The sequence below is a fragment of the Reyranella sp. CPCC 100927 genome, assembly GCF_007859315.1.
In the GTDB taxonomy this organism is placed as follows: Bacteria; Pseudomonadota; Alphaproteobacteria; order Reyranellales; family Reyranellaceae; genus Vineibacter.
The window spans coordinates 203,305-226,482 of sequence record NZ_VOHA01000008.1; the positions used below are offsets into that span (position 1 = coordinate 203,305).

A 23,178-nucleotide genomic window follows, 5' to 3' on the forward strand; every position below is an offset into this window, starting at 1 on the left:
CTCCCCCATTGGGTACTGTCGGATTCACACAATCTTTCCTGGGAGCGCGGGCGTCTCGCCCGCATTGCGATCGACACATGACATGAGCGGGCGGGACGCCCGCGCTCCCAGGAACGCGACAGGCGGGACTCAATCGTTGGCGGCGCCGAAGCGCATCGGGCGGACGAAGTCACGGATGTCATCGACCCAGCGGTCGGGTTCCTCCAGCGCCGCAAAATGGCCACCGGACGGCATCCTCGTATAGCGGCGCAGGTTGAAAGCGCGTTCGACCCAGGCCCGCGGCGGGGGTGGCGACAGGTCGGCCGGGAACGCGGCAAAAGCGGTCGGCACCTCGACACGGCGGCCGGCCGGCAGTGCCAGCGATTTCTCCTCGATCACGCCGCGGTAGAGCCACGTCGCCGTGCCCGCGGTACCTGTGAACCAGTAGACCATGATGTTGTCGAGCAGGCGGTCCATGGTGAAGCGTGTGTTCGGATCGCCGTGGCAGTCGCTCCAGCCGTGGAACTTCTCGACGATCCAGGCCGCCAGCCCGACCGGCGAATCGGCGAGGCTGACCCCCAGGGTCTGCGGCTTGGTGGACTGGATGCGCTGGTAGGCGGTCTTCTGGCCGCGCTCGGCGCGGGCGGCGGCAAGCCATTGCTTTTCTTCGTCGGCGAGGTCCGCCGTGCGTTCATCGATGCCCGGACGCAAGGCCATCATGTTGAGATGCAGCGCGCGGCAGCCGGTCTCGACGTCGCCCTCGCCCTTGGCGGCAGGATGATCGAACGCCAGCCACGCCGATACCGTGCTGCCCCAGTCGCCGCCCTGTGCGATGTACGGCCGCTGATAGTTCAGCGCCTCGACCATCAGCCGCTGCCACAGGCCGGCGATCGCGCGCGGACCGATCGGTCCCACCGTACCATCGGCGCGCACTGGCGGGCCCGACCAGCCGTAGCCCGGCAACGACGGCACGACGACGTCGAAGGCATCGAGTGCGTCGCCGCCGTGGCGTTCCGGATGGGCGAGCGTGTCGATGACATGCAGGAACTCGACGACCGAGCCGGGCCAGCCATGCGTCACCAGCAGCGGCACCGGGGGCGGCGCACCCCGCACGATGGTGCCGGGCTCACGGATGAAGTGCAGACGCTGCGGCCCGATATCGACGAGATAGTTGGGAAAGCCGTTGAGTTCGTCCTCGAACCGCCGCCAATCGTAGGCATAGCGCCAGTGATCGACCAGCTCGCGCAGGAACGCAGGGTCGGTCCCGTAGTCCCAGGCCGCGTTGTCGATGGCGACCGGCCGCTTCCAGCGCCGCAGCCGCTCGTCGAGATCGTCGAGCTGCTGGTCGGGAACGACGATGCGGAACGGTTCGGGCGTTTCGTAGCGGGTACTCTCGGACATGCCTGGCGATCTACTCGGAAAGGGCGCTCACATTGCCTTCCCGGCGGGTCAAAGAGCAAGATCGGCTGCCGTGACGGCAAAAGACCTCACCACAGAGTTCCCCACCGGCTACGCCGACCACAAGGACCTGAAACGGGTAGAAGGCGGGTTGCGAGCGAAGCGAGCCCCTGGGAGCGCGGGCGTCCCGCCCGCTCATGCTTCGGCGCTGCGCGCAAAGGCGAAAGCTACGCTTTCACCGGAGATGCGGGCGAGACGCCCGCGCTCCCAGGAATGATCGTCCTGGCTCCGAGACTGTTGTTTCTTGTTAGCGGCGCGCTCCCAGCGAAGATGTACCGTTTCCTTTCAGAGCACAGAGGCACATAGAGGTAAGGCAATGGCGCGCATTTGGCACGCGAAGACGATTTCTCTGTGTCTCTCCGTGCTGAAAGGAAACTGGCCAAGGCGGCTCGATCACACGCTGGGGTGCGCGACTCCGTCGCGCGTCTTCGTCTGGATCGACATATGACGCGCCACAGAGTGGCGCACCCCCAGCGTCTGTCCGCACGATCGTACGCAATTTCGACCTTGTGGTCGGCGTAGCCGATGGGGAGCTCTGCGAGCTCTCAGGTCGCGATCGTGCGCTTCACGTGTTCGATGAGTTCGGCTGCCACGGCGGCGATGTCGACATCGTCGGGGGCCAGCAGCCACTGGGCGCGGGCGCCGCGCAGGGCGGCCAGCAGCAGGGTCGCCTCGGTCGTGGGGTCGATATCGGAACGGATGTCGCCCGCCGCCATGCCGATGCGGATCTGCTTCTCGAGCCCCTCGATGGCCAGGCGGTTGGTCTTGCGCACGACGCCGCGGAACTCCGACTGCTGCGTCAGGGCTTCCTTCTGAATGAGGTAGAGCGCCCGCGCCGCCGCGACATCAACGCTGACATTCAGGTAGACCGCGATGTCGGCCAGCAACCGCGGCAGGCCGTCCGCCGGCGGGTTCGTGGCCCGCAGGCGGGCGCGGAAGCGGCGCTGGATCTCGTCGACGACGGCGCGGACCAGCCCCTCCTTGGTCTTGTAGTGATGCGCGGTAAGCCCGCGACTGTAACCGGCTGTTTCGCCGACATCGCCCAAGGTCGTGCCCTTGATGCCACGCTCGGCGATCAGCCGGATCGCGGCGTCCAGCAGGCGCCGTTCGGCGGCCTCGCGGCGATCGGCCTGCCGTCTGCGTTGTTGCGGCGCCGGAGCCTCACCCGGCCGACCTGTTGCCATCGACTTTCTACCCTGCACCTGTCATGCGGCCGAGCGGCAAGAAGTATGGCCTTGCCGCCGGTGCCACAACCGATTTCGGCCCGTTTTCCCGGCGTCCAGAAGCTTACCAGAAAATGCTTGCTTCTCGATAAGCAAATTAATAATAGTGCCTGCAAGCGGTCCGGAAAGGTCCCAGGCGGAGGAAACACAGATCACGCGTCACGGCGCGCACAGCCGTTCAGCATTCGATCGTGTCTCGCAACGCAACGGCTTCGGTCCGCCGCGGCGATGTTCGCGGCCGGCACCAGCCACAACAGGAGGAACGTCAGCATGATCCGGTTGAGCACCAGAGCGCGTTCGCGTCAGATGCTATCGGGAGTCGTCGCGGCCCTCCTGCTGGGCAGCACGGCGTTTTCCGCCGGGGCAGTGGAACCCAAGCGCGGCGGCACCTTGACCGTGGGCCTGGCGCAGGACCCGCCGATCGTCGACCCGATCCGCACCGGCAGCTTCACCGAGCGGCAGTTCGCCACGCCGGTCTACGAGACGCTGTTCGACATCGACGCCAAGGGCCAGCCGGTGCCGTTCCTGGCCGAGAGCTTCACCGTGTCGGAGGATGCCAAGACCTACCGCGTGAAGCTGCGGCCCGGGATCAAGTTCCATGACGGCACGCCGCTGGATGCCGCAGCGGTGCTGGCCAATCTCGACCGCACGCGCAATCCGGCCAACGGCTGCCGCTGCCTGTCGTTCGTGCAGGAGATCGAGGCGGTCACCGTGATCGATCCGCTGACGGTCGAGTTCAAGCTGAAGACCGCCAACGCCGCCTTCCCCACCATCCTCGCCGACGCGCCAGGTGTCATGGTGTCGCCCACGGCCTTCAAGGCCGATCCCACCGGCATCGGCACCAAGCCGGTCGGCACCGGGCCCTTCAAGTTCGTCGAATGGGTGCGCGGCAGCCGCTATGTCGTGAACCGCAACCCCGACTACTGGCGCCCGGGCCGCCCCTATCTCGACCAGATCGTCTTCCGCGGCATCCAGAATACCGAAACCCTGGAGGCGGCGTTCCTGTCGGGCCAGACCGACATCATCATCCAGCCCTCGCAGCGCTTCGCGTCGCAGATGAAGAAGAACGCCAAGTACATCGTGCTGCAGCCCGGCGGCTTCGGCTACGACGGCGTCTACATGAACCTGACCGAAGCGCCGTTCGACGATCAGCGCATCCGCCAGGCCGTCGCGCAGGCGATGGACCGCGAACTGCTGCGCAAGACCCTGGCGTATGGCGTCCCCACGCTCGCCGAGAGTCCGTACGGGCCGGGCATGACCGTGCACCAGCCGGTGCCGACCTATCCCAAGTACGATCTCGCCAAGGCCAAGGCGCTGGTCGCCGCCTACGGCAAGCCGGTCAGCTTCACGCTGCAGTTCAACAACTCGCCCGGCGGCCAGCGGCTGGCGCAGTCGCTGCAGGAGATGTGGGGCCTGGCCGGCATGAAGGTGGAGCTGCAGCCGGTCGACCAGAACCGCATTGTGCAGAACATGTCGTCCAAGCAGTTCGTGGCCTCGCTGTATCGTTTCACAGGCCGCGCCGATCCGCACATCAACACCTACCCGTTCTTCCATTCCAAGTTCGCCGACGTCACGCCGTCGTCGAACTACGGCCACTACAAGAATCCCAAGGTCGACGAGCTGCTGGAACAGGGCGTCGCCACGCTCGATCCGGCCAAGCGCAAGGCCATCTACGGCGAGCTGGCCAAGGTGCTGGCGCAGGACCTGCCCTACGCCTACCTGTTCTACGTCGCCGACAACATCGTGATCACCCGCAAGGTGAAGGGCCTGCCGGCGGTACCGGACGGCCTCGTGCGCTTCGCCGACATGTGGCTCGAGTAGGGTGATGGCCTCTCCTGGGAGCGCGGGCGTCCCGCCCGCTTTCTTGCCCTATCGACGCCTGCAGATGCGGGCGGGACGCCCGCGCTCCCAGGGCTCTCGGCGATGACCCTTCGTCGCTGGCTGTGGAGCATCGCGGGTGTCGTCGGCACGCTGCTGGCGGTGTCGGTGATCAGCTTCCTGCTGGTCGCGCTGCTGCCGGGCGACGTGGCGGTGCTGATCCTGGCCGACTCGGCCACGCCCGAGCGTGTCGCCGCGCTGCGCGAACAGATGGGCCTCGATCAGCCGCTGCACATCCGTTACCTGCAATGGCTGGGCAACGTGCTGTCGGGTGACCTCGGGCGCGCGATCCATTCCGGCGAAGCGACGCTCGATGTGATCCTCTCGCGCCTGCCGGTGACGCTCGAACTGATCGTGCTGACCCAGATCGTGGCGCTGGGCGTCGCGATGCCGTTCGGCATCTGGAGCGCCTATCGGCGCGGCAGCAGCATCGACACCGCCACGCTGGTCGGTTGCCTCGCCCTGCTGTCGACGCCGGCCTTCGTCGTCGGCTTGTTCCTGATCTACATCTTCGCGCTCAATCTGCAGTGGCTGCCGGCCACCGGCTTCGTGCCGCTGCGCGAGGGCATCGGCGCCAACCTGCAGAGCTTCGTGCTGCCGGTGGTGTCGCTGGCGCTGATCGAGGTGCCGGTCTATCTGCGCCTGCTGCGCAGCGAGATGATCGGCACCCTGCAGCAGAACTTCATCGCGCTGGCGCGCGGCATGGGCCTGCCGACCTGGCGCATCCTCTTGGAGAACGCGCTGCGGCCCTCGTCGCTGAACCTGATCACGGTGGTCGGCATCAACATGGGCCGGCTGATGGGCGGCGCCATCATCATCGAGCAGATGTTCGCCCTGCCCGGCGTCGGCCAGCTGCTGGTGGAGTCGATCTACCAGCAGGAATACCTGATGACGCAGGGCATCGTGCTGTTCGTCGCCACGATGTTCATCGTCATCAACCTGCTGACCGACGTGGTCTACGCCCTGGTCGATCCCCGCCTGCAGCGCGACGGCGGACACTGACATGCGCCGCTATCCGCTGTCCGTCGTGTTGTCCGCGGCCTGGCTCGCGCTGGTGGCGCTGGCAACGCTGCTGGCCGCCTGGCTGCCGATGCAGGATCCCACCAAGCAAAGCCTGCTCAACATGCTGGCACCGCCCGGCCTGGAACGCTGGTTCGGCGCCGACTCACTGGGCCGCGACGTCTTCTCGCGCACCATCCACGGCTTTCGCATCTCCTTCGCCGTCAGCTTCGGCGCCGCGGCGGTGGGCCTGGTGTTCGGCGGCGCGCTCGGCATCTGCGCCGGCTATTTCCGCGGCTGGAGCGAACGCGTGATCCTGGTCGGGGTCAACATCCTGCTGGCCTTCCCGCCGCTGGTGCTGATCATCGCCATGGTCGCCTACCCCGGCGAGGCGTTGCTGAAGGTCGTCATCGCGCTCGGCATCGTCTACATCCCGACCGTCACGCGCGTTGCCCGCGCCAATACGCTGCTGTTCAGCGAGAAGGACTTCGTGACGGCAGCCCGCGCCGCCGGCATGAGCGACGCGCGGCTGATCGTGCGCGAGCTGCTGCCCAATCTCGTGCCGGTGCTGCTGACCTATTTCCTGCTGCTGGTCGCGGTGGGCGTGCTGGCCGAGGCGGGACTGAGCTACCTGGGTCTCAGCGTGCCGCCGCCGACACCGACCCTGGGCCAGATGATGGCATCGGAACAGGCCAATGCGCTGGAAGCGCCGCACGCGATCTTCTTTCCGGCCGGCATGCTGTTCCTGACGATCTTCGCGCTGAACCTGATCGGCGAGGAAATCCAGCGCCGGATCGACGACAGGGCGGGCACCGCATGACGACGCCGCTGCTCGAGGTCGACGACCTGCAGACACACTTCCACCTGCCGCACGGCACCTTGCGCGCGGTGGACGGCGTGTCGTTCACGCTCGATGCCGGCCGCACGCTGGGCATCGTGGGCGAGTCGGGTTCGGGCAAGTCGGTGCTGGCGCGCAGCATCATCGGGCTGCTGCCGATGGCGCAGGCGCGCCGGGCCGGCGGCCGCGTGCTGTTCGCCGGCCGCGACCTGCGGCAGCTGTCCGAGTCCCAGATGCGCCAGGTGCGCGGGCGGCAGATCGCGATGATTTTCCAGGACCCGCTGACGTCGCTCAATCCTGTGATGACGGTGGGCCGCCAGATCGTGCAGGTCCTGCGCCAGCACACCGACCTGTCGACGGCCGCGGCCAAGACCCGCGCCGTCGAGCTGCTGAACGAGGTCGGCATTCCCGATCCCAAGCAGCGCGCCGGCGAATATGCCCACCGCATGTCGGGCGGCATGCGGCAGCGGATCGTGATCGCCATTGCGCTGGCCTGCAATCCGCGCCTGCTGATCGCCGACGAACCGACGACGGCGCTGGATGTGACGGTGCAGGCGCAGATCCTCGACCTGCTGCGCCGCCTGCAGGACAGGCACGCCATGGCGCTGATCCTGATCACGCACAACCTGGGTGTGGTGGCCGAGATGTGTGACGACGTCGCCGTCATGTATGCCGGCCGCATCGTCGAACAGGCGCCGGTCGGCGACATCCTCGAGCGGCCGCGCATGCGCTACACCCACGCGCTGCTGCAGTCGGTGCCGGACATCGACACCCCCAGCCACGCGCGCCTGCCGGTGATTCCGGGCCAGCCGCCCAACCTGATCGCGCCACCGGTCGGCTGCCGCTTCGCGCCGCGCTGCGGCTTCCGCCAGGACCGTTGCGAGGGCGAGGTGCCGCCGCAGCGCGAGGCCGGCGCGCATCACCGCTTCGCCTGCTTCAATCCGGCGCCGGAGCACTGACATGGCCGGCAGCGGAACAGCCCACCTGCAGCGCGACGGCGCGCTGCTCTCGGCCCAGAACCTGGTCAGGACCTACAAGGCCAAGGGCGGCCGCCGCGTGCAGGCGCTGTCCGACGTCTCGCTCGACATCGTGGGCGGCGAGACGCTGGGTGTGGTGGGCGAATCCGGTTCGGGCAAGTCGACCCTGGCGCGCGCGATCATGGCCCTGCCGGCACCCGACAGCGGCGCGGTGGCTTTCGACGGCGCCGACATGCTGGCGGCGCGCGGCGCTGCGCTGCGCAGCCTGCGCCACCGCATGCAGATGGTCTTCCAGGACCCGCTGTCATCGCTCAACCCGGCGCATCGCATTCTCGATATCGTCGCGATGCCGCTGCTGGTGGCCGGCCGCGGCACCGCCGCCGAGCGGCGGCAGATCGTGCTGGAAACGCTCGGCCGCGTCGGGCTCGACGGCGAGCAGATCGGCCATCGCCGGCCCTACGAACTCTCCGGCGGCCAGTGCCAGCGCGTCAGCATCGCCCGCGCCCTGGTGCTGCGGCCGCGCCTGCTGGTATGCGACGAGCCGGTCTCGGCGCTGGATGTCTCGGTGCAGGCGCAGGTGCTCAACCTGCTGGAGGATACCAAGGCGGCCTTCGCGCTCACGATGCTGTTCATCTCGCACGACCTGGGCGTCGTGAAGAGCATCAGCGATCGCGTCGCGGTGATGTACCTGGGCAAGCTGTGCGAGATCGCGCCGACGGATTCGCTCTACGCCGCGCCGCGCCATCCCTACACCGCGACCCTGTTGGCCTCGGTGCCCTCGCTCAAGCCGCGCCGGCGCACGCAGCAGCCGCAGATGCCGCGCGGCGAGACACCCTCGCCGCTGGACGTGCCCTCGGGCTGCCGCTTCCGCACCCGCTGCCCCGCCGCCACCGACCGCTGCGCCCGCGAGGAACCGCAGATCCGCGCGATCGAGGGTACGCCAGGACATTTCGTGGCCTGCCACCACCCGGGGAGCGCGGACGTCTCGTCCGCATCGGCGCGCTGAAGTCTGTCCCGATCAGTCGGTGCGTGTTGAAACGAGAAAAGATTCACCACAGAGGCACAGAGGACACAGAGAAAAACACAGAGGATAGCGAGGGCGTACGCTGGTCGTGCGCAACGACTGTTCTCTGTGTCCCTCTGTCATCTCTGTGCCTGAAAGGAAAGTGGCCAGGGCGGCTCGATCACACGCTGGGGGCGCGCCACTCTGTGGCGCGTCATGTGTCGATCCAGACGAAGACGCGCCACAGAGTGGCGCGCCCCCAGCGTCTGCCCACACCACCGTGCGCCGTTTCAGTCCTTGTGGTCGGCGTAGCCGGTGCGGAACTCTGTGGTCAATCTTTCCTGCCTCAACACGCGCTATTCCATCTCGTCGGCGCACCGACAGAGCCTGCGCTCCCGGGTCACTTCAGGATGCCGGCTTCTTCCATGGCGGTGATTGCGTCCGCATCGTAGCCGCCGATGTCGCGCAGGATTTCCTGCGTGTGCTCGCCGATGCGCGGGCCGCGCCGTGTCTCGCGCGGCGGCGTGCGCGCGAGACGGAAGCGCGGGCCTTCGATCACGGCGTCGCCGACGACGGGATCGTTGATGGTGCGGTAGTGGTCGCCCGTCAGGTCGGGATCGTGCGCGAGATCGTGGGCGCTGCTGACGACGTGCGCGGGCACGCCGGCGGCCTGCAGGCGACGCTCCACCGCTTCGGCATCCTGCGGTGCCGTCCACGCGGTGATCGCCTCATCCAGCGCCTGCCGGCGGCGCAGGCGACCGACCAGGGTGTCGAAGCCCGGATCGCGCAGGCCGTCGCCGACGACGGCTCGAAACTGCTGCCAGGCATCACCCGCCGATGCATCGATGGCGATCCACCGGTCCTTGCCGGCGCAGCGATAGAGGCCTTCCGGCGCCTTGAGCGGCGAGCCGGCATGACCGCGGCGCTGCGGCACCGTGCCGTTGGCGGCGTACTGGTACCAGGCCGGCGACAGGAACTGGATGCCGGCCTCGGCCTGCGCCACGTCGATGTGACAGCCCTCGCCGGTGCTGCGCCGCCGATGCAGTGCCGCCAGCACGCTGGGCACGATGAAGCGCGGCGCCACCGAGTCGGTCCATGGCCCGTAGGTGCCGCACGGCGGATGATCGGGCCAGCCCAGCAGCAGACTGGCGCCCGACATCGCCGCACCCATGGTGCCGACGCCGCTGGTGCCGCGCGCATGCGGGCCGGTCTGGCCCAGCAGGCTGGTCGACACCATGATGACGCGCGGGTTGCGCGCGGCGATGCGCGGATAGTCGAGCTGCAGCCCCTCCAGCACGCCGGGGCTGAAGCTTTCGATCACCACGTCGGCCCAGTCGACCAGGCGCAGGATCGCCTCGCGGCCGCGCGGATCCTTGATGTCCACCGTCAGGCTGCGCTTGCCGGCATTGAGGTTGTGGTAGCTGATCGAGCGTTCGAGGCCGGGCTTGCCGTCCTTGAACGGCCCCAGGGTGCGCAGCGGATCGACGCGGCGGGCGCTTTCCAGCTTCACCACCTCGGCACCGAGATCGGCGAGGTAGCGGCCGGTGACCGGGCCCACCATCACCCAGCCCATGTCGAGCACATGCAGTCCGGCCAGCGGTGCACTCATGGTCTGCTCCTCAGATGATGCCGTGGACGAACAGCGCCTGGATCTCGAGCCACGACAGGCCGAGATCGGTTGCGAGAATCTCGGCCGTGTGCTGCGAGAGGGACGGTGCCGGTCGCGCGACGTCGATCGTGTAGTTCGAGAATTGCGCGAAGCGCGCCGGGTCGCGGATCGCCGGGCCGTCGGCACCCAGGTTCACGGGTGATGACCACAGGCCGCGCTCGCGATACTGCGGCGACTGGTCGATGTCCTGCATGTCCATCAGCGGCGCCGCCAGCAGGCCGAGCCGGCGCGCGGCGGCGCCGAAATCGGCCTTGGTATGCTTGATGCAGAGCGCGCGGATGCCGTCGACCGCGGCCTGGATGTCGGCGGCGCCAAGGCTGCCCTTCTCGACCTGCTGCGGCACGGTGGGCCAGTCGAGCGCGCCCAGGCGCGCCTCGAGACAGCCCTGCTCCACCGCCCAGCGCATCAGGCGCTGGGTCATCGGACCGAAGGCCTGGCCGAACGCCAGCGAGATCAGAACGTAGCCGTCCTGGCAGGCATAGATGCCGGGCAGGCTGATGCCGGCCAGCTGCTGGCGCGCCGGCGTGCGCTGCAATCCCGGATTCCCCGCCGGCACGACGATGGGCACGCTGAGCGCGCTCATCATGCCGGCGAGCCGCGCCGGCACCTCGATGTCCTGCCCCTGCCCGTCGGCATCGCGAGCCGCGAGCGCGGCGAGCGACGCGATCGCCGCCTCGGCGCCCGCCTCCATCATCGCCTGCGGCACGGGGTAGAAGATCGGCGGCCGATCGGGATGGCCGGTGATGCCAGGCACACCGGTGGCCGCCGTCACGATCAGGTCGGAGGCCTGGTAGTCGCGCTTGGCGCCGGTCGACAGGAACGGCGTGATGCGGCAGCGCACGGTGGTGTCCGGAAACGTCACGGCGATGCGCGGTTCGCTGGCGCATGCCTGTGCGGCTTCGAGCACCAGGGCGGCGCTGCGGCCAAGGTCGGCCAGCAGCGCGCGGCCGTCGTCCTGCGCCAGATCGAGCGTGATGCCGCGCTTGCCGCGGTTGAGCGCATGCCAGGTCAGGCTGCGCTCGAGGCCGGGCATGTCACCCAGGAACGGATCGAGCCGGCGGCCGGGCGCGCCACCGGGTGGTTCGACCACGATCACGTCGGCGCCGAGATCGGCCAGGATGCGGCCGGCCATCATGGTTTCGGGCGCCGACAGTTCGATGACCCGGATGTCGTTCAGCATGCGGCGGGTTCCTTTTCTTTTGGACCGCGCGTGTCCACACGCGCACTGGCGCGAAGCGCCAGCTCATGAGCGCGCGCGGTCCGAAAAAACTACGGCCGCTGCAGGACGTGCACGTAGCAGACGGCGCCCAGGCCGACCATGTGCGCGAGGCCGGTCTTGGCGCCCTTGTGCTGGCGCGGGCCGGCATCGCCGCGCAGCTGCAGCGCGATCTCGCCGATCTGGCCGACACCGGTGGGGCCGATGGGGTGGCCCATGGCGATCAGGCCGCCCGATGGGCTCACGGCGCACTGGCCGCCGATGTCGAAGGCGCCTTCCTTCAGCAGGTGGATGGCCTCGCCCGGCTTGCAGATGCCCATCGCCTCGACGTAGTGCAGCTCCTCGATGGTGAAGGCGTCGTGCAGCTCGACGATGTCGACCTTCTTGGGCGCGACCTGCGCCTGCTTCAGCGCCTCGGCGATGGTGTCCTTGGTGATCGCGGCATCGGCCCCGGCCTGACCGCCCGCAGCTTCGCTGGACGCTGCCGACGCGGTGACGCGCACGGCGCGCGCCGGGTCGATGCCCAGGCGCTTGATGGCGTCCTCGGAGGCGATGATCACGGCGGCGGCGCCTTCGCCGACCGGGCAGCACTGCAACGTCGTCAGGGTGCCCGAGACCGGTCGGCCGCCGAGAACCTCTTCCAGGGTGCGCGCCTGCTGGCGATGGGCGTGCGGGTTGAGTGCGCCGTTGCGATGGTTCTTCACCGCCACCAGCGCCACGTCCTGCGGCGCGACGCCGTGCCGATGGGCGTACTCGTTGGTCAGCAGCGCGAAGTGCGTGAACGGCACGATCGCATCGTCGGCGAGGTTGCCGATGCCGGTCTTGGTGAAGGCACGCTGCACCACGCCGGGCTTGTCGATGCCGATCACCAGCGAGACGTCGGCGATGCCGGCGCCGACCTCGATGCAGGCGTGGCGGAACGCCGCCGAGCCCGACGCCGAGGCGTTCTCGATGTGCACCAGCGGACGGCCGGTGGCGCCGAGATGCTTCAGCATCGCGCGGCCGGCCGCCATGCCCAGCAGGCCGGTGCCGATGTAGGAGGACTCGACGTCGGTCCAGGCGATGCCGGCATCGGCCAGCGCCGCGCGGATCGCCGGCAGGCCCAGCATGACATAGGGCGTGTCGCTGAGCGGCTGGTAGCGATGCCAGCCGACGCCGACGACATAGACGGAGCGCAGATCCTTGAGTGTCTTGGCCATGGTCGTGGTCCGCCGTTCATCAGGTCGCAGGGGTGAAGCGCAGGTCGAGGATCGCTTTCGCGCCGGTACCGACCGGCACCAGCGTCGTCACCATCGTCTGGCCGGGCTTCAGCGTCTTCTCGTCGACGCCGACCAGCACCGTGCGCACGGTCGGCCCATCCTCCAACGCGATCGAGCCGATGGTGAACGGCGCTTCGTGCGGCTTCACCTCGGCGTTGGGCGCCGGCGCGCGCGCGGCATGCATGTGCACCGTGGACGACGCCACCAGCTTGCCGCGACCGCTCAGGCGCACCGGCTGCAGCGCGTCGCCGTGGCGGCCGCAGACCTCGCAGCCATAGGTCTGCATGGGAAAGAAGACGTGGCCGCAAGCGCATCTGCCGCCGTTCAGTGCGGGATGGTCCGGGACCTTTTCGGTACCTTGCTCGGCATAGAGTGCAGGCTTCAACAACGCCGACTGGCTCATCTCTTCCTCCCGGCTGGCGCCAAAGAAAATACTTGTTAACGGATAAGCAAGCATATAGTTTGCCCGACAGCAAGCGCCATTTAGACGCTTGGCCCGGGATGAAACGAGCCAGGAGTTCGCCCCCGCATGCCGCCAACCGGTAACAAGCCGCCTGCGTCTGCACGGACCATCAAGCGCCGCGAGCCGATCGCCGCGCCGGCAGGAGCCGAGTCCACCGACGGCCAGGACGCGTCGCGTCGCACGCACGCCGAGCGGCGCGACGAGGCGGAGCGCCGCCTGCTGGCGGCGGCGGTCGGCATCGTGTCGGATCGTGGCGTCGAGGGCATGACCTTGGCCGAGGTCGGCGAGGCGGCGGGCTACAGCCGCGGCCTGCCGGCGCATTATTTCGGCCGCAAGAACGACCTGGTGGCGGCGGTCGCCAGCCACATCGCCGATGGCTTCGCCAATCGCCTGGCGCAGACATCGACCCAGCAGCCCGGCATGGAGTCGCTGCTGCATTCGGTGCGCGCCTACTTCAACGGCGGCCTGCAGACGCCGGCCAGCACGCGCGCACTGCTGATTGCGCTGGCCGAGGCGCTGACCGAGCCGGCGCTGTCGGATGCGATGTCTGATGTGACGCGACGCTCGGTGCGGCGCCTGGCCGCGATGCTGCGGCATGGCATCGAGCGCGGCGACATCCGCCGCAACATCGATCCGCACGCCCAGGCGGTGATGATCCTGGGCACCCTGCGCACGATGATCGCGCAATGGACCATCGATCCCGATCGCATCGATCTGAAAGCGATGCGCGATCGCTACGTCGCCTCCCTGCAGCAGAGCCTCGCCGCATGACGCAAGCCCTTCCCGGCACAGTCGAACACTGGGCCGCCGCGACGCCCGACGCGATCGCCATCATCGACGGCGACCACCGCCTGACATTTGCCGCGTGGAACGATGCCGCCGACCGCGTCGCCGCCGGCCTGGCGGCACGCGGCGTCGTTCGCGGCGACATCGTCGTGCTGCGCACGCAGATCCGCCACGAATGGGCCATCCTGTCGGCGGCGCTGGGCAAGCTGGGCTGCTCGCTGCTGGCGATCAACTGGCGGCTGACACCGGCCGAGACCCAGTATGTGCTGGGCAACAGCGGCGCCACGGTCTTCGTCTGCGACGATGCCGATCCCGGCGCCATCGTCGCCGCCTTCGAGGGCTTGCCGATCAAGCTCGCGGTATCGATCGACACGCCGGCCGACGGCTTCGTTCCCTATGCCGCGCTGGCCGCGCGCGACGGCGCGCCGCGCTTCGCCGACGGCACGCCGCCCCTGATCATCTACACCTCGGGCACGACGGGCCTGCCCAAGGGCGTGGTGATGCATGCACGCGAGGTGGCCAAGACCGATCGCAAGGCGGCGGAGTATCTGCAGGCCGTCGCCGCCAGCCGGCCGCTGGTCAGCGGCGACATCACGCTGCTGACCCTGCCGATGCATCACGGCGCCGGACCGTCGGCGCTGTGGGGCACGCTGCGGCTGGGCAACCGCATCATCCTGATGCGCCGTTTCGATCCGGCCGGGGCGCTGGCGTTGATCGCGCGCCACAAGGTGACGGCGTGGACCGGCGTGCCGACCATGTACAAGCGCATGGCTGCGCTGCCTGCCGAGGAGCTGGCACGCCACGACGTCTCGTCGCTGCGCCAGCTCGGCGTCGGCGCCGCGCCGGTGCCGCCGGCGCTGAAGGACTGGATCGACAACTATTTCGGCGCCGACCGCCTGAGCGAAGGCTACGGCGCCACCGAGGTGGGCATGATCACCCATCTCGCGCCCGGCATGCACACGATCAAGCCGGGCTCCAGCGGCCTGCCGCACATCCATGTCGACATCCGCATCCGCGACGAGAACGGCACCGACCTGCCGACCAATGCCGTGGGCGAGATCTGGGTGCGGACGCCGGCCACCATCCACAGCTACCTCAACGGCAAGACGCTGGGTCCCGATACGCTCGATGGCGATGGCTTCTTCCGCGTCGGCGATGTCGGCCGGCTCGACGAAGACGGCTATCTCTTCATCACCGACCGCGCCAAGGACATGATCATCTCGGGCGGCGTGAACATCTATCCGGCCGAGATCGAGGCGGCGCTGCTGAAGCACGCCGCGGTGCAGGACGCCGCCGTGATCGGCATCCCCGACGACGAGTTCGGCGAGCAGGTGAAGGCCTTCATCGAGCTCAAGCCCGGCGCGACGGCGATGCCCGACGACATCATCGCGCACGCCAAGGACCATCTGGCTTCCTACAAGCGGCCCAAGTCGGTCGACATCGTGGCAGAGCTGCCGCGCAACACCATGGGCAAACTGCTCAAGCGCGAGCTGCGCGAACCCTACTGGAAGGGACGGGAGAGAAAAGTATGAGCGAGATCCTCGATCTGGGCGGGCGCGTGGCGCTGGTCACCGGTGCCGGCCAGGGTGTCGGACGACAGGTCGCGCTGCACTTGGCCGCGCACAAGGCCGGCGGCGTCGTCGTCAACGACTACGTGTTGGAGCGCGCCGAAAGCGTGGCCAAGGAAATCCGCGACGCCGGCGGCAAGGCCGTGGCGATCCAGGCCGACGTCACCGATCTCGCCAGCGTCAAGGCCATGGTGGCCAGGGCCCAGAGCGAATTCGGCCCGATCGGCATCCTGGTGAACAACGCCGGCAATGCCGGCGCCACCCCGTCGCCCGACGCGCGCAAGCCGTTCTGGGAGACCGGGCCGGAGGCGTGGAACAGCTTCATCGGCGTCAACTTCTACGGCGTGCTGAACTGCACCAGCGCCTGCATCCCGGGCATGATCGCGCGCAATGCGCCGGGCCGCATCATCACGGTGATCTCGGAGGCGAGCCGCTACGGCGATGCCGGGCTGGAGGTCTATGCCGGCGCCAAGGCCGGCGCCGCCGGCTTCACGCGCGCCACGGCGCGGGCAATGGGCCGCTACAACATCACGGCCAACTGCGTGGCAATCGCCGCGACCTTGACGCCCGCCATCGAGGCGCGGCTGAAGGCCGACCCCGAGCGCTACAAGAAGATGATGAACAACTACGTCATCCGCCGGCCGGGCCAGCCCACCGACATCGCCAACATGGTGCTGTTCCTCGCCTCCGACGCCAGCAGCTGGGTCACCGGCCAGACCTACGGCGTCAACGGCGGCTTCACCTTCGGCCTGTGAGAGAGAGCGGAATGTCCGAGTCATCCCAGCGCGTGCTCACCGAGCGCCGCGGTCCCATCCTGATCGTCACCATCAACCGGCCGGAAGCGAAGAACGCCTTCGACGGCGAATCCTCGACCGCGATGGAAGCGGCGATGGACATGCTCGATGCCGAGGATGAGCTCTTCGTCGGCATCATCACCGGCGCCGGCGGCAACTTCTCGGCCGGCGCCGACCTGAAAGCCGCCGCACGCGGCGGCCCGCGGCCGAAGCTGGCCCGCGGCGGTTTCGGCATCATGAAACGCCCGCCGCGCAAGCCGGTGATTGCCGCGGTCGAAGGTTATGCCGTGGGCGGCGGGCTGGAGATGTGCCTGGCCTGCGACCTGATCGTGGCGGCGCGCGATGCCAAGCTCGGCCTGCCCGAGGTGCGCCACAACGTGGTGGCGATCGGCGGCGGCCTGTTCCGCCTGCCGCGCCGCATGCCCTATCACGTTGTGATGGAGCTGGCGCTGACCGGCGCTTTCAAGGACGCCGCGTTCTTCCAGCAGTACGGTCTGATCAACCGCATCGCCGAGCCGGGCAAGGCGCTGGAGGAAGCGATCACGCTCGCCCAGTCGCTGCTGGTGAACGGACCGACGGCGCTGGCGGCCAGCAAGGAGATCATCTTCCAGTCGCTGAACTGGCAGGACGGCGAGGGTTGGGACAAGCAGATGCCGATCGCCCAGAAAGCGCTCGACTCCGAGGACCGCCGCGAAGGGCTGAAGGCCTTTGCCGAAAAGCGCAAGCCGGTCTGGAAGGGACGCTGAGCATGTCCGCGCCGCGCCGGGGCAAGCCACTACCCGACAGCATCACCCGGCGCCTGCGGCTGCCGGTGATCGCGGCGCCCATGCTGCGCGTGTCGGGGCCCGATCTGGTGATCGCCGCCTGCCGCAGCGGGGTGGTGGGGGCCTTCCCCACCGCCAACGCGCGCACGGCCGAGGAACTCGACCAGTGGCTGGTGCAGATCGAAACCGCGCTGGCCGCGGCGCCGACACCGGCGGCGCCCTATTGTCCCAACCTGATCATCCGCCGCCCGAACCTGAAGGACGATCTCGCCTGCCTGGTGCGGCATCGCGTCGAGATGGTGATCACCAGCGTCGGCTCGCCGGCGGCGGTGGTCGGACCGCTGCACGACATCGGCTGCCAGGTCTTGGCCGACATCGCTTCGCTGCGCCATGCCGAGAAGGCGATCGCATCAGGCGCCGACGGCCTGATCCTGCTGACCGCGGGCGCCGGCGGCCAGACCGGCTGGGCCAATCCCTTCGCCTTCGTGCGCGCGGTGCGCGCCATGTTCGATGGCCCCATCGTGCTGGCCGGCGGCGTCAGCGACGGGCCGTCGCTCTATGCCGCGCGCGTGCTGGGCTGCGACCTCGCCTACATGGGCACGCGCTTCATCGCCACCACCGAGAGCATGGCGGCGCAGCGCTACAAGGACATGCTGGTGGCCGCGAGCCTCGATGACGTGCTGCTGACCAAGGCGTTCACCGGCCTCGATGCCAGCATGCTGCGGCCCTCGATCGAGGCGGCTGGCCTCAATCCAGCCAAGCTCGACGAAGAGGTGAGCGTCGAGCGCGCCAAGCAGCAATATGGCGGCGGCACCGGCGACGCACGGCCCAAGCGCTGGTCCGACATCTGGAGCGCCGGCCACTCGGTATCCGGCGTCGACAGCGTGCTGAACGCCGCGGACCTCGTCGCACGGCTGGTGGGCGAATACGAGGCGGCGCGGACCGCCGCTCCGTAAGAAGGTTCACCACAGAGTTCCCGCCGGCGACGCCGACGACAAGGGCGCACGGTCGTATGGACAGACGCTGGGAGCGCGCGACTCCGTCGCGCGTCTTCGTCTGGATCAACGCATGACGCGCCACGGAGTGGCGCGCCCCCAGCGTGTGATCGAGCCGCCTTGGCCAGTTTCCTTTCAGGGCACGGAGAGCGCGGGTACGAGCGCGCCGTTTCAGGCCGGTGCGTTGTTGGTGAGCAGGCGCAGGCGCACGTCGGTCTCGAGGAAATTCTCGTCGACGGCCAGCGCGGCGGCAGCCGGGTCCTGGCGCGCGATGGCCTCGATGAGGCCGTCGTGGAAGTGCAGCATGCTGCGCAGCGGGCCCAGCGCCAGCACCAGGCTGACGTAACTGGCGAAGGATGCTTCGAGCGCGCGATACGCCTCGATATAGAACGCGTTGCCCGAGGCCTGGATGATGGAGAAGTGGAACCTGAAATCGAGGCGGGCGAATTCGTCTGAACTGTCGTTCGCGACCGCCACCTGGCAACGATCCCACGCCACGCGGATGTCCTGGAGCTGATCGTCGGTGCGACGCTCGGCCGCCAGCCGGGCACCGGGCACCTCGAGCGCGCGGCGGAATTCGTACAACTGCCTCAGGCTGGCGGATGTCAGCGGCTGATCGACTTGGCCGCCCGGCATCCGGCGGTCGACGACGTAGGTGCCCAGCCCGCTGCGCGCCTCGACCAGACCCAGATGTCCCAGGACACGCAGCGCTTCGCGCACCGTTGACCGGCCGACGCCGAGCTGGCGTCCCAGTTCCAGTTCCGACGGCAGCTTGGCACCGGGCAGCCACGCTTCTTCGCTGAACATCTGGCGCATGGTCGCGATCACCTCGTCGACCAGGGAGGTTCGCGCGATCCGCGGCAGGGATATTTTTTCTTTTGTTGTCATATAGATAGAGATTTCTGGGTCCACCCTCTGTCGCCAACGCGCGCCTCTCTCCACCCCTATCACATGCATTGGATCCGCCCAAATCCACTCTCAGGCAGTCAGCTTGTCAGACAGCCTGATATCCTCTAGCTTTCGATGAAATGCAACTGCCCATCCAGATCGACCGAAACTCACCCACACCGCTGCAGGCGCAGCTGACCACCCAGTTGCGGCAGCTGATCCTGGGTGGACAGATCAGGTCCGGGACGGTCCTGCCCGGCTCGCGCGAGATGGCCGTCAACCTCAGGCTCTCGCGCAACACGGTGCTGCTGTCCTACGACCGACTCACGATCGAGGGATTCCTCGAGACGCGGGCTGCCAAAGGCACGTTCGTGAGCCGGCGCCTGGCGCGCGAGCAGGCCGTGCCGCGGACGTCGCCCTGCCCGCCTATCGACACCACCCGGGCCTGGGCATCGCGGTCGGTCGAGGTGACGCAGGCCCGGCCTTCGTTCGATTTTTCATTCGGCAACCCGGGCGCCGATGCATTTCCAGCACTCGCCTGGCGACGCCTGGTCCTGCAGAAACTCGCCCAGACGGGCACGCTGCTGGCGCGTCCCGGCGATCCCTCGGGACTGCCCGAACTGCGGCACGCCATCGCCGACCACCTGGGCCCGGCGCGCGGCCTTGCCATCCACGCCGACCAGGTGATCATCGTGAGCGGCGTCCAGGAAGCGCTCAACGTGATCTGCCGGCTGTTCGCCGTCGGCGGCACATCGGTGGTGATCGAGAATCCCGGCTACCGCCGCGCGTGCGAGGTCTTCGACAGTTATGGCGCACGCCTGCAGCCGGTGCCCGTCGATCGCGATGGCCTGGATCCGGTCCTGCTGCCGGAACAGCCCGTCAGCCTCGCCTACGTGACGCCCTCGCACCAGTTCCCCACCGGCGGGACACTGCCGATCGCGCGTCGCCTGCAGCTGCTGGCGTGGGCCGAGCGCACAGGTGCCTGGATCATCGAGGACGATCACGACAGCGACTTCCGCTACGACAGCCCGCCGGTCGTGTCGCTCGCCGGGATGGCGCGCACTGACAACGTCATCTACCTGGGCACCTTCTCGAAAGCCATCGGCGGTGGCCTGCGTGTCGGCTACATGATCGTGCCATCGCACCTGACACGCGCCGCCATCACCGCCAAGTCGATCTTCAACGGCGGCACCAGTTGGCTCGACCAGGCGGTCCTGGCCGATTTCATCACCGGCGGCGGCTACGCCAAGCATCTGCGCCGCCTGCAGCGGATGTACAAAGGCCGCCTCGAGGTCTTGCTCGACGCGCTGCGCAGTCACTTCGGTGCTGTCGACCTTCACGGCCAGCAGGGCGGCATGCATGTGCTGTGGCGTTTACCGCGCGGCTGGCCCGCCGCCCCGCATGTCGAACACGCCGCCCGCAGCCGGGGGATCGCCGTGTACGGTTTGCGGAGCGGCATGGCGGTGGAATATGGCGCGAGAACCCACACCGACACGTCGCTGCTGCTGGGCTACGCGTCGATCTCCGAAACCCTGATCCGCAAGGGGATCGCAAGGCTCGCGGAGATCATCAGCGACTCTCCGGGGAGCGCGGGTGTCCCGCCCGCATTTGGCGCCTAGAGCGCGCTTCACGTTTGATAGAAGCGCAGAGGCCTGGTCGGCCGCCGCTGTCATCCTGAGCGAAGCGAAGGATCCTGCGGTGCTGGTATAACCGCTATCGGCACGGATGATCACCAGCGCCGGCGCTCATTGAGCGATCCACCGCAGGGTCCTTCGCTACGCTCAGGACGACGGAAAAATGCGATCGTAATCGACTTGCGGTACTACGCGATCACGAACGGCTGGTTCTTTCCGTTGCGCCGTCGGCATTGCATTGCTGGCGGTGCACGCGCGAGAGCCGCCCATGAAGATCACCGACATCAAGGCAACACCGGTCAACATTCCGCTGGAGGTGCCTTTCCTTTTCGGCGTCGGCACCTATCCCGGCGACACCAAGGTGGTCATCGAGGTGATGACCGACGAAGGCCTGGTCGGGCTGGGTGAGGCACCCTCGCCCGATTGCGCCGACGTCATCAACCATCGGCTGGCGTCGATCCTGAAGGGCATGGACCCGTTCGACATCCAGGCCTGCGAGCTCGCCTGCGTGCCCGACGTGCAGGTGATGCCCAACACCAGCGACAGTTCGGCGTTCCGTGCGTTTGGTGGAATCGAGATCGCACTGTGGGACATCCGCGGCAAAGCCTGGAACCTGCCGCTCTACATGCTGCTGGGCGGCGCGGTACGCAAACAGATTCCCTTCGCCGAGTATTTCGCGTTCCGCCAGCGCAACGGCACCATCGGCGGCGAGCGCACCGCGGACGAGATCGCCGCCTACTGCGCGCGCATGAAAGGTGAGCATGGATCGACCTTCTTCGAAGGCAAACTGCAACTGGGCGATCCGGCGCTGGAGATCCGCTCGGTCAAGGCGATCCGCGACGCGATCGGCGATGACAGCCTGCTGCGCCTGGACGGCAACATGTCGTGGTCGCTGCCGACGGCACGCCGAATCCTGGCTGAAATCGCGCCCTACAACGTGCGCAACTACGAGGATCCCGCCGCGACGTTCGAGGACATGGCCAAGCTGCGCCAGCACAGCGCCATCTCCTTCTCGACTCACCATGTCGATCTACCCAAGGCCGTGCGCCTGGGCGTACCGGACTTCTTCGTCACCAACCTCGCGGTGCTGGGCGGCATCTCCAAGGCCCAGCGTTTCGTAGCGGCCTGCGAGCGCATGGGCGTCGGCTTCTGGACGTTCAGCGGTGAGACCGGCATCGGGATTGCCGCCTACCTGCACTTCATCGCCGCCACGCAATGGATCCGTGAACCGGGCCAATGCATCCTGCATTGGCAGCGCGACGACGTCATCGAGGAAGGACCGTTCAATCCCAAGAACAACATGGTCGCGGTGCCCGAGGGGCCGGGCCTGGGCGTAACGCTCTCACCGTCCCGGCTGAAGCGCTGCCACGAACGGTTCCTGCAGCAGGGCGCCTACAACTACTTCCTCGATCCCGATGCACCGCGGCGGCATCGCCGCATGCCACTGGCGTGAGACGACACGCACAACTGTTCATTCAATGGGGGGAACGACGATGTCAGCCAAACCAGGGCGGCGGCGCGCCATTGCGGGCATTCTGGGCCTGCTGATGCCGACGCCGGCCATGGCACAGAAGAAATACGATCCCGGAGCCAGCGACAGCGAGATCAGGATCGGCAACATCATGCCCTACAGTGGGCCTGCGTCGGCCTATGGCACGGCCGGGAAGGTCCAGGCCGCGTACCTGAAGATGATCAACGACCATGGCGGCATCGGCGGGCGCAAGGTGACGTTCATTTCATACGACGATGCGTTCAGCCCGCCCAAGGCCATCGAGCAGACGCGCAAGCTGGTCGAAAGCGACCAGGTTCTCCTGGTTTTCGCGCCATTGGGCACCGCGTCGAACACCGCCATCCACAAATACCTGAACCAGAAGAAGGTGCCGCAGCTGTTCGCCCTGTCCGGCGCCGCCAAGTGGGGCGATCCGAAGAATTTTCCGTGGACCATCGGCTGGCAGCCGCCCTATCCGACCGAAAGCCTGCTCTATGCCCACTACATCCTGGAGACCAAGCCCAACGGCAAGATCGCGGTCCTCTACCAGAACGACGACTACGGCAAGGAATACGTCAAGGGCCTCCGGGACGGCCTGGGCGCCAAGGCATCGATGATCGTGGCCGAGGTCTCCTACGAAGTCACCGATCCGACGGTCGATTCGCAGATCATCTCCTTGAAGTCGTCGGGTGCCGATATCTTCTTCAACGTCGCCACGCCGAAGTTCGCCGCGCAGGCCATCAAGCGGATGGCCGAAGTCCAGTGGAAGCCGCTGCACATCCTCAACAACGTGGCGGCCTATGTCGGCACCACCATGAAGCCCGCCGGCTTCGAGAATGCGCAGGGCATCATCAGCAGCGCGTTCCTGAAAGATCCCACCGACCCGCAGTGGCGCGACGATCCCGGCATGAAGGACTGGAGCGCCTTCATGGACAAGTACTATCCGGAGGGCAACAAGACCGACAGTTCCAATGTCTTCGGCTACATCGCGGCCAAGGTCCTGGTACAGGTGCTGACGCAGTGCGGCGATGACCTGACCCGCAGCAACGTCATGGCGCAAGCGGCCAACCTCAAGCATTTTACGGTCGACCAGCTGTTGCCTGGCATCACCGTGAACACGTCTCCGACCGATTTCCATCCGCTGGAACAACTGCAGATGATGCGCTTCGAGGGCGAGAAGTGGGTGCTGTTCGGCCCGGTCCGGTGAGTATGCAACCCTCTCCGCCCGCGCAGCGGGGGGAGAGGGAGGGGCCCACGCGCAGCGTGGGAGGGTGAGGTGGGCGGTCAAACGCGCGCGG

General features: G+C 67.8%; 20 protein-coding genes. 13 read left to right on the plus strand and 7 right to left on the minus strand.

All coding sequences use genetic code 11. The features are described from left to right. Nucleotides 1-129: 129 nt before the first annotated feature. Nucleotides 130-1,380 carry an epoxide hydrolase family protein gene (locus FQU96_RS22365; protein ID WP_146543562.1) on the minus strand — a complete coding sequence of 417 codons (1,251 nt, stop codon included), beginning with the start codon at nucleotides 1,378-1,380 and terminating at the stop codon, nucleotides 130-132. A gap of 602 nt (nucleotides 1,381-1,982) precedes the next feature. Beyond that, the gene (locus FQU96_RS22370; RefSeq protein ID WP_146543563.1) at nucleotides 1,983-2,621 is read right to left on the minus strand and encodes a TetR/AcrR family transcriptional regulator; all 639 of its coding nucleotides are present in this window, start codon (nucleotides 2,619-2,621) and stop codon (nucleotides 1,983-1,985) included. Between the two features lie 309 nt (nucleotides 2,622-2,930). Here FQU96_RS22370 and FQU96_RS22375 point away from each other — a divergent pair, with 309 nt between their 5' ends. The 5 genes from FQU96_RS22375 (at nucleotide 2,931) to FQU96_RS22395 (ending at nucleotide 8,358) form a co-directional block, all read left to right on the plus strand. Continuing rightward, a complete protein-coding gene (locus FQU96_RS22375; RefSeq protein ID WP_178130651.1) occupies nucleotides 2,931-4,481 on the plus strand; it encodes an ABC transporter substrate-binding protein in 1,551 nt (516 codons plus the stop codon). 102 nt (nucleotides 4,482-4,583) lie between these two features. Beyond that, the gene (locus tag FQU96_RS22380; protein ID WP_146543565.1) at nucleotides 4,584-5,540 is read left to right on the plus strand and encodes an ABC transporter permease; all 957 of its coding nucleotides are present in this window, start codon (nucleotides 4,584-4,586) and stop codon (nucleotides 5,538-5,540) included. 1 nt (nucleotide 5,541) lies between these two features. After that, on the plus strand, nucleotides 5,542-6,357 hold the full coding sequence (locus FQU96_RS22385) for an ABC transporter permease (RefSeq protein ID WP_146543566.1): 816 nt from the start codon (nucleotides 5,542-5,544) through the stop codon (nucleotides 6,355-6,357). Then, entirely contained in the window at nucleotides 6,354-7,334 is a 981-nt protein-coding gene (locus FQU96_RS22390; RefSeq protein ID WP_146543567.1) for an ABC transporter ATP-binding protein, read from the plus strand. The genes FQU96_RS22385 and FQU96_RS22390 overlap by 4 nt, the downstream gene beginning before the upstream one ends. A gap of 1 nt (nucleotide 7,335) precedes the next feature. Then, complete coding sequence (locus FQU96_RS22395) at nucleotides 7,336-8,358, plus strand: ABC transporter ATP-binding protein (protein ID WP_146543568.1); 1,023 nt, start codon at nucleotides 7,336-7,338, stop codon at nucleotides 8,356-8,358. Nucleotides 8,359-8,755: 397 nt separating this feature from the next. On the opposite strand, the gene FQU96_RS22400 is transcribed toward FQU96_RS22395, so the two are convergent. From FQU96_RS22400 to FQU96_RS22415, 4 genes are all read right to left on the minus strand, one after another. After that, a complete protein-coding gene (locus FQU96_RS22400) occupies nucleotides 8,756-9,964 on the minus strand; it encodes a CaiB/BaiF CoA-transferase family protein (RefSeq protein ID WP_146543569.1) in 1,209 nt (402 codons plus the stop codon). Nucleotides 9,965-9,974: 10 nt separating this feature from the next. After that, a complete protein-coding gene (locus FQU96_RS22405) occupies nucleotides 9,975-11,204 on the minus strand; it encodes a CoA transferase (protein ID WP_146543570.1) in 1,230 nt (409 codons plus the stop codon). An 89-nt stretch (nucleotides 11,205-11,293) separates the two neighbouring features. Next, entirely contained in the window at nucleotides 11,294-12,439 is a 1,146-nt protein-coding gene (locus FQU96_RS22410) for a thiolase family protein (RefSeq protein ID WP_146543571.1), read from the minus strand. Between the two features lie 19 nt (nucleotides 12,440-12,458). Further along, nucleotides 12,459-12,902: a Zn-ribbon domain-containing OB-fold protein gene (locus FQU96_RS22415; protein WP_146543572.1), complete on the minus strand. Its 444-nt coding sequence runs from the start codon at nucleotides 12,900-12,902 to the stop codon at nucleotides 12,459-12,461. Nucleotides 12,903-13,028: 126 nt separating this feature from the next. On the opposite strand from FQU96_RS22415, the gene FQU96_RS22420 reads away from it, so the two are divergent. From FQU96_RS22420 to FQU96_RS22440, 5 genes are read left to right on the plus strand one after another with little or no spacing between them, the layout of a single operon-like run. Beyond that, nucleotides 13,029-13,733: a TetR/AcrR family transcriptional regulator gene (locus FQU96_RS22420; protein WP_146543573.1), complete on the plus strand. Its 705-nt coding sequence runs from the start codon at nucleotides 13,029-13,031 to the stop codon at nucleotides 13,731-13,733. Continuing rightward, nucleotides 13,730-15,280 carry a class I adenylate-forming enzyme family protein gene (locus FQU96_RS22425; protein ID WP_146543574.1) on the plus strand — a complete coding sequence of 517 codons (1,551 nt, stop codon included), beginning with the start codon at nucleotides 13,730-13,732 and terminating at the stop codon, nucleotides 15,278-15,280. Before FQU96_RS22420 ends, FQU96_RS22425 begins: the two co-directional genes overlap by 4 nt. Beyond that, nucleotides 15,277-16,071: an SDR family NAD(P)-dependent oxidoreductase gene (locus tag FQU96_RS22430; protein WP_146543575.1), complete on the plus strand. Its 795-nt coding sequence runs from the start codon at nucleotides 15,277-15,279 to the stop codon at nucleotides 16,069-16,071. Before FQU96_RS22425 ends, FQU96_RS22430 begins: the two co-directional genes overlap by 4 nt. A gap of 11 nt (nucleotides 16,072-16,082) precedes the next feature. Further along, a complete protein-coding gene (locus tag FQU96_RS22435; RefSeq protein WP_146543576.1) occupies nucleotides 16,083-16,856 on the plus strand; it encodes a crotonase/enoyl-CoA hydratase family protein in 774 nt (257 codons plus the stop codon). 2 nt (nucleotides 16,857-16,858) lie between these two features. Next, nucleotides 16,859-17,830 carry a nitronate monooxygenase family protein gene (locus tag FQU96_RS22440; protein WP_146543577.1) on the plus strand — a complete coding sequence of 324 codons (972 nt, stop codon included), beginning with the start codon at nucleotides 16,859-16,861 and terminating at the stop codon, nucleotides 17,828-17,830. A 210-nt stretch (nucleotides 17,831-18,040) separates the two neighbouring features. Here FQU96_RS22440 and FQU96_RS22445 read toward each other — a convergent pair whose 3' ends face one another. Beyond that, nucleotides 18,041-18,757, minus strand: a complete 717-nt coding sequence (locus FQU96_RS22445) for a FadR/GntR family transcriptional regulator (RefSeq protein ID WP_218574816.1) — start codon at nucleotides 18,755-18,757, stop codon at nucleotides 18,041-18,043. Between the two features lie 140 nt (nucleotides 18,758-18,897). Here FQU96_RS22445 and FQU96_RS22450 point away from each other — a divergent pair, with 140 nt between their 5' ends. The 3 genes from FQU96_RS22450 (at nucleotide 18,898) to FQU96_RS22460 (ending at nucleotide 23,087) form a co-directional block, all read left to right on the plus strand. Then, nucleotides 18,898-20,376 (plus strand): PLP-dependent aminotransferase family protein, encoded by a 1,479-nt coding sequence (locus FQU96_RS22450; protein ID WP_146543579.1) that lies wholly within the window; start codon nucleotides 18,898-18,900, stop codon nucleotides 20,374-20,376. A 283-nt stretch (nucleotides 20,377-20,659) separates the two neighbouring features. Next, a complete protein-coding gene (locus tag FQU96_RS22455; protein ID WP_146543580.1) occupies nucleotides 20,660-21,844 on the plus strand; it encodes a mandelate racemase/muconate lactonizing enzyme family protein in 1,185 nt (394 codons plus the stop codon). Nucleotides 21,845-21,884: 40 nt separating this feature from the next. Beyond that, complete coding sequence (locus FQU96_RS22460) at nucleotides 21,885-23,087, plus strand: ABC transporter substrate-binding protein (protein WP_146543581.1); 1,203 nt, start codon at nucleotides 21,885-21,887, stop codon at nucleotides 23,085-23,087. Nucleotides 23,088-23,178: the final 91 nt, after the last annotated feature.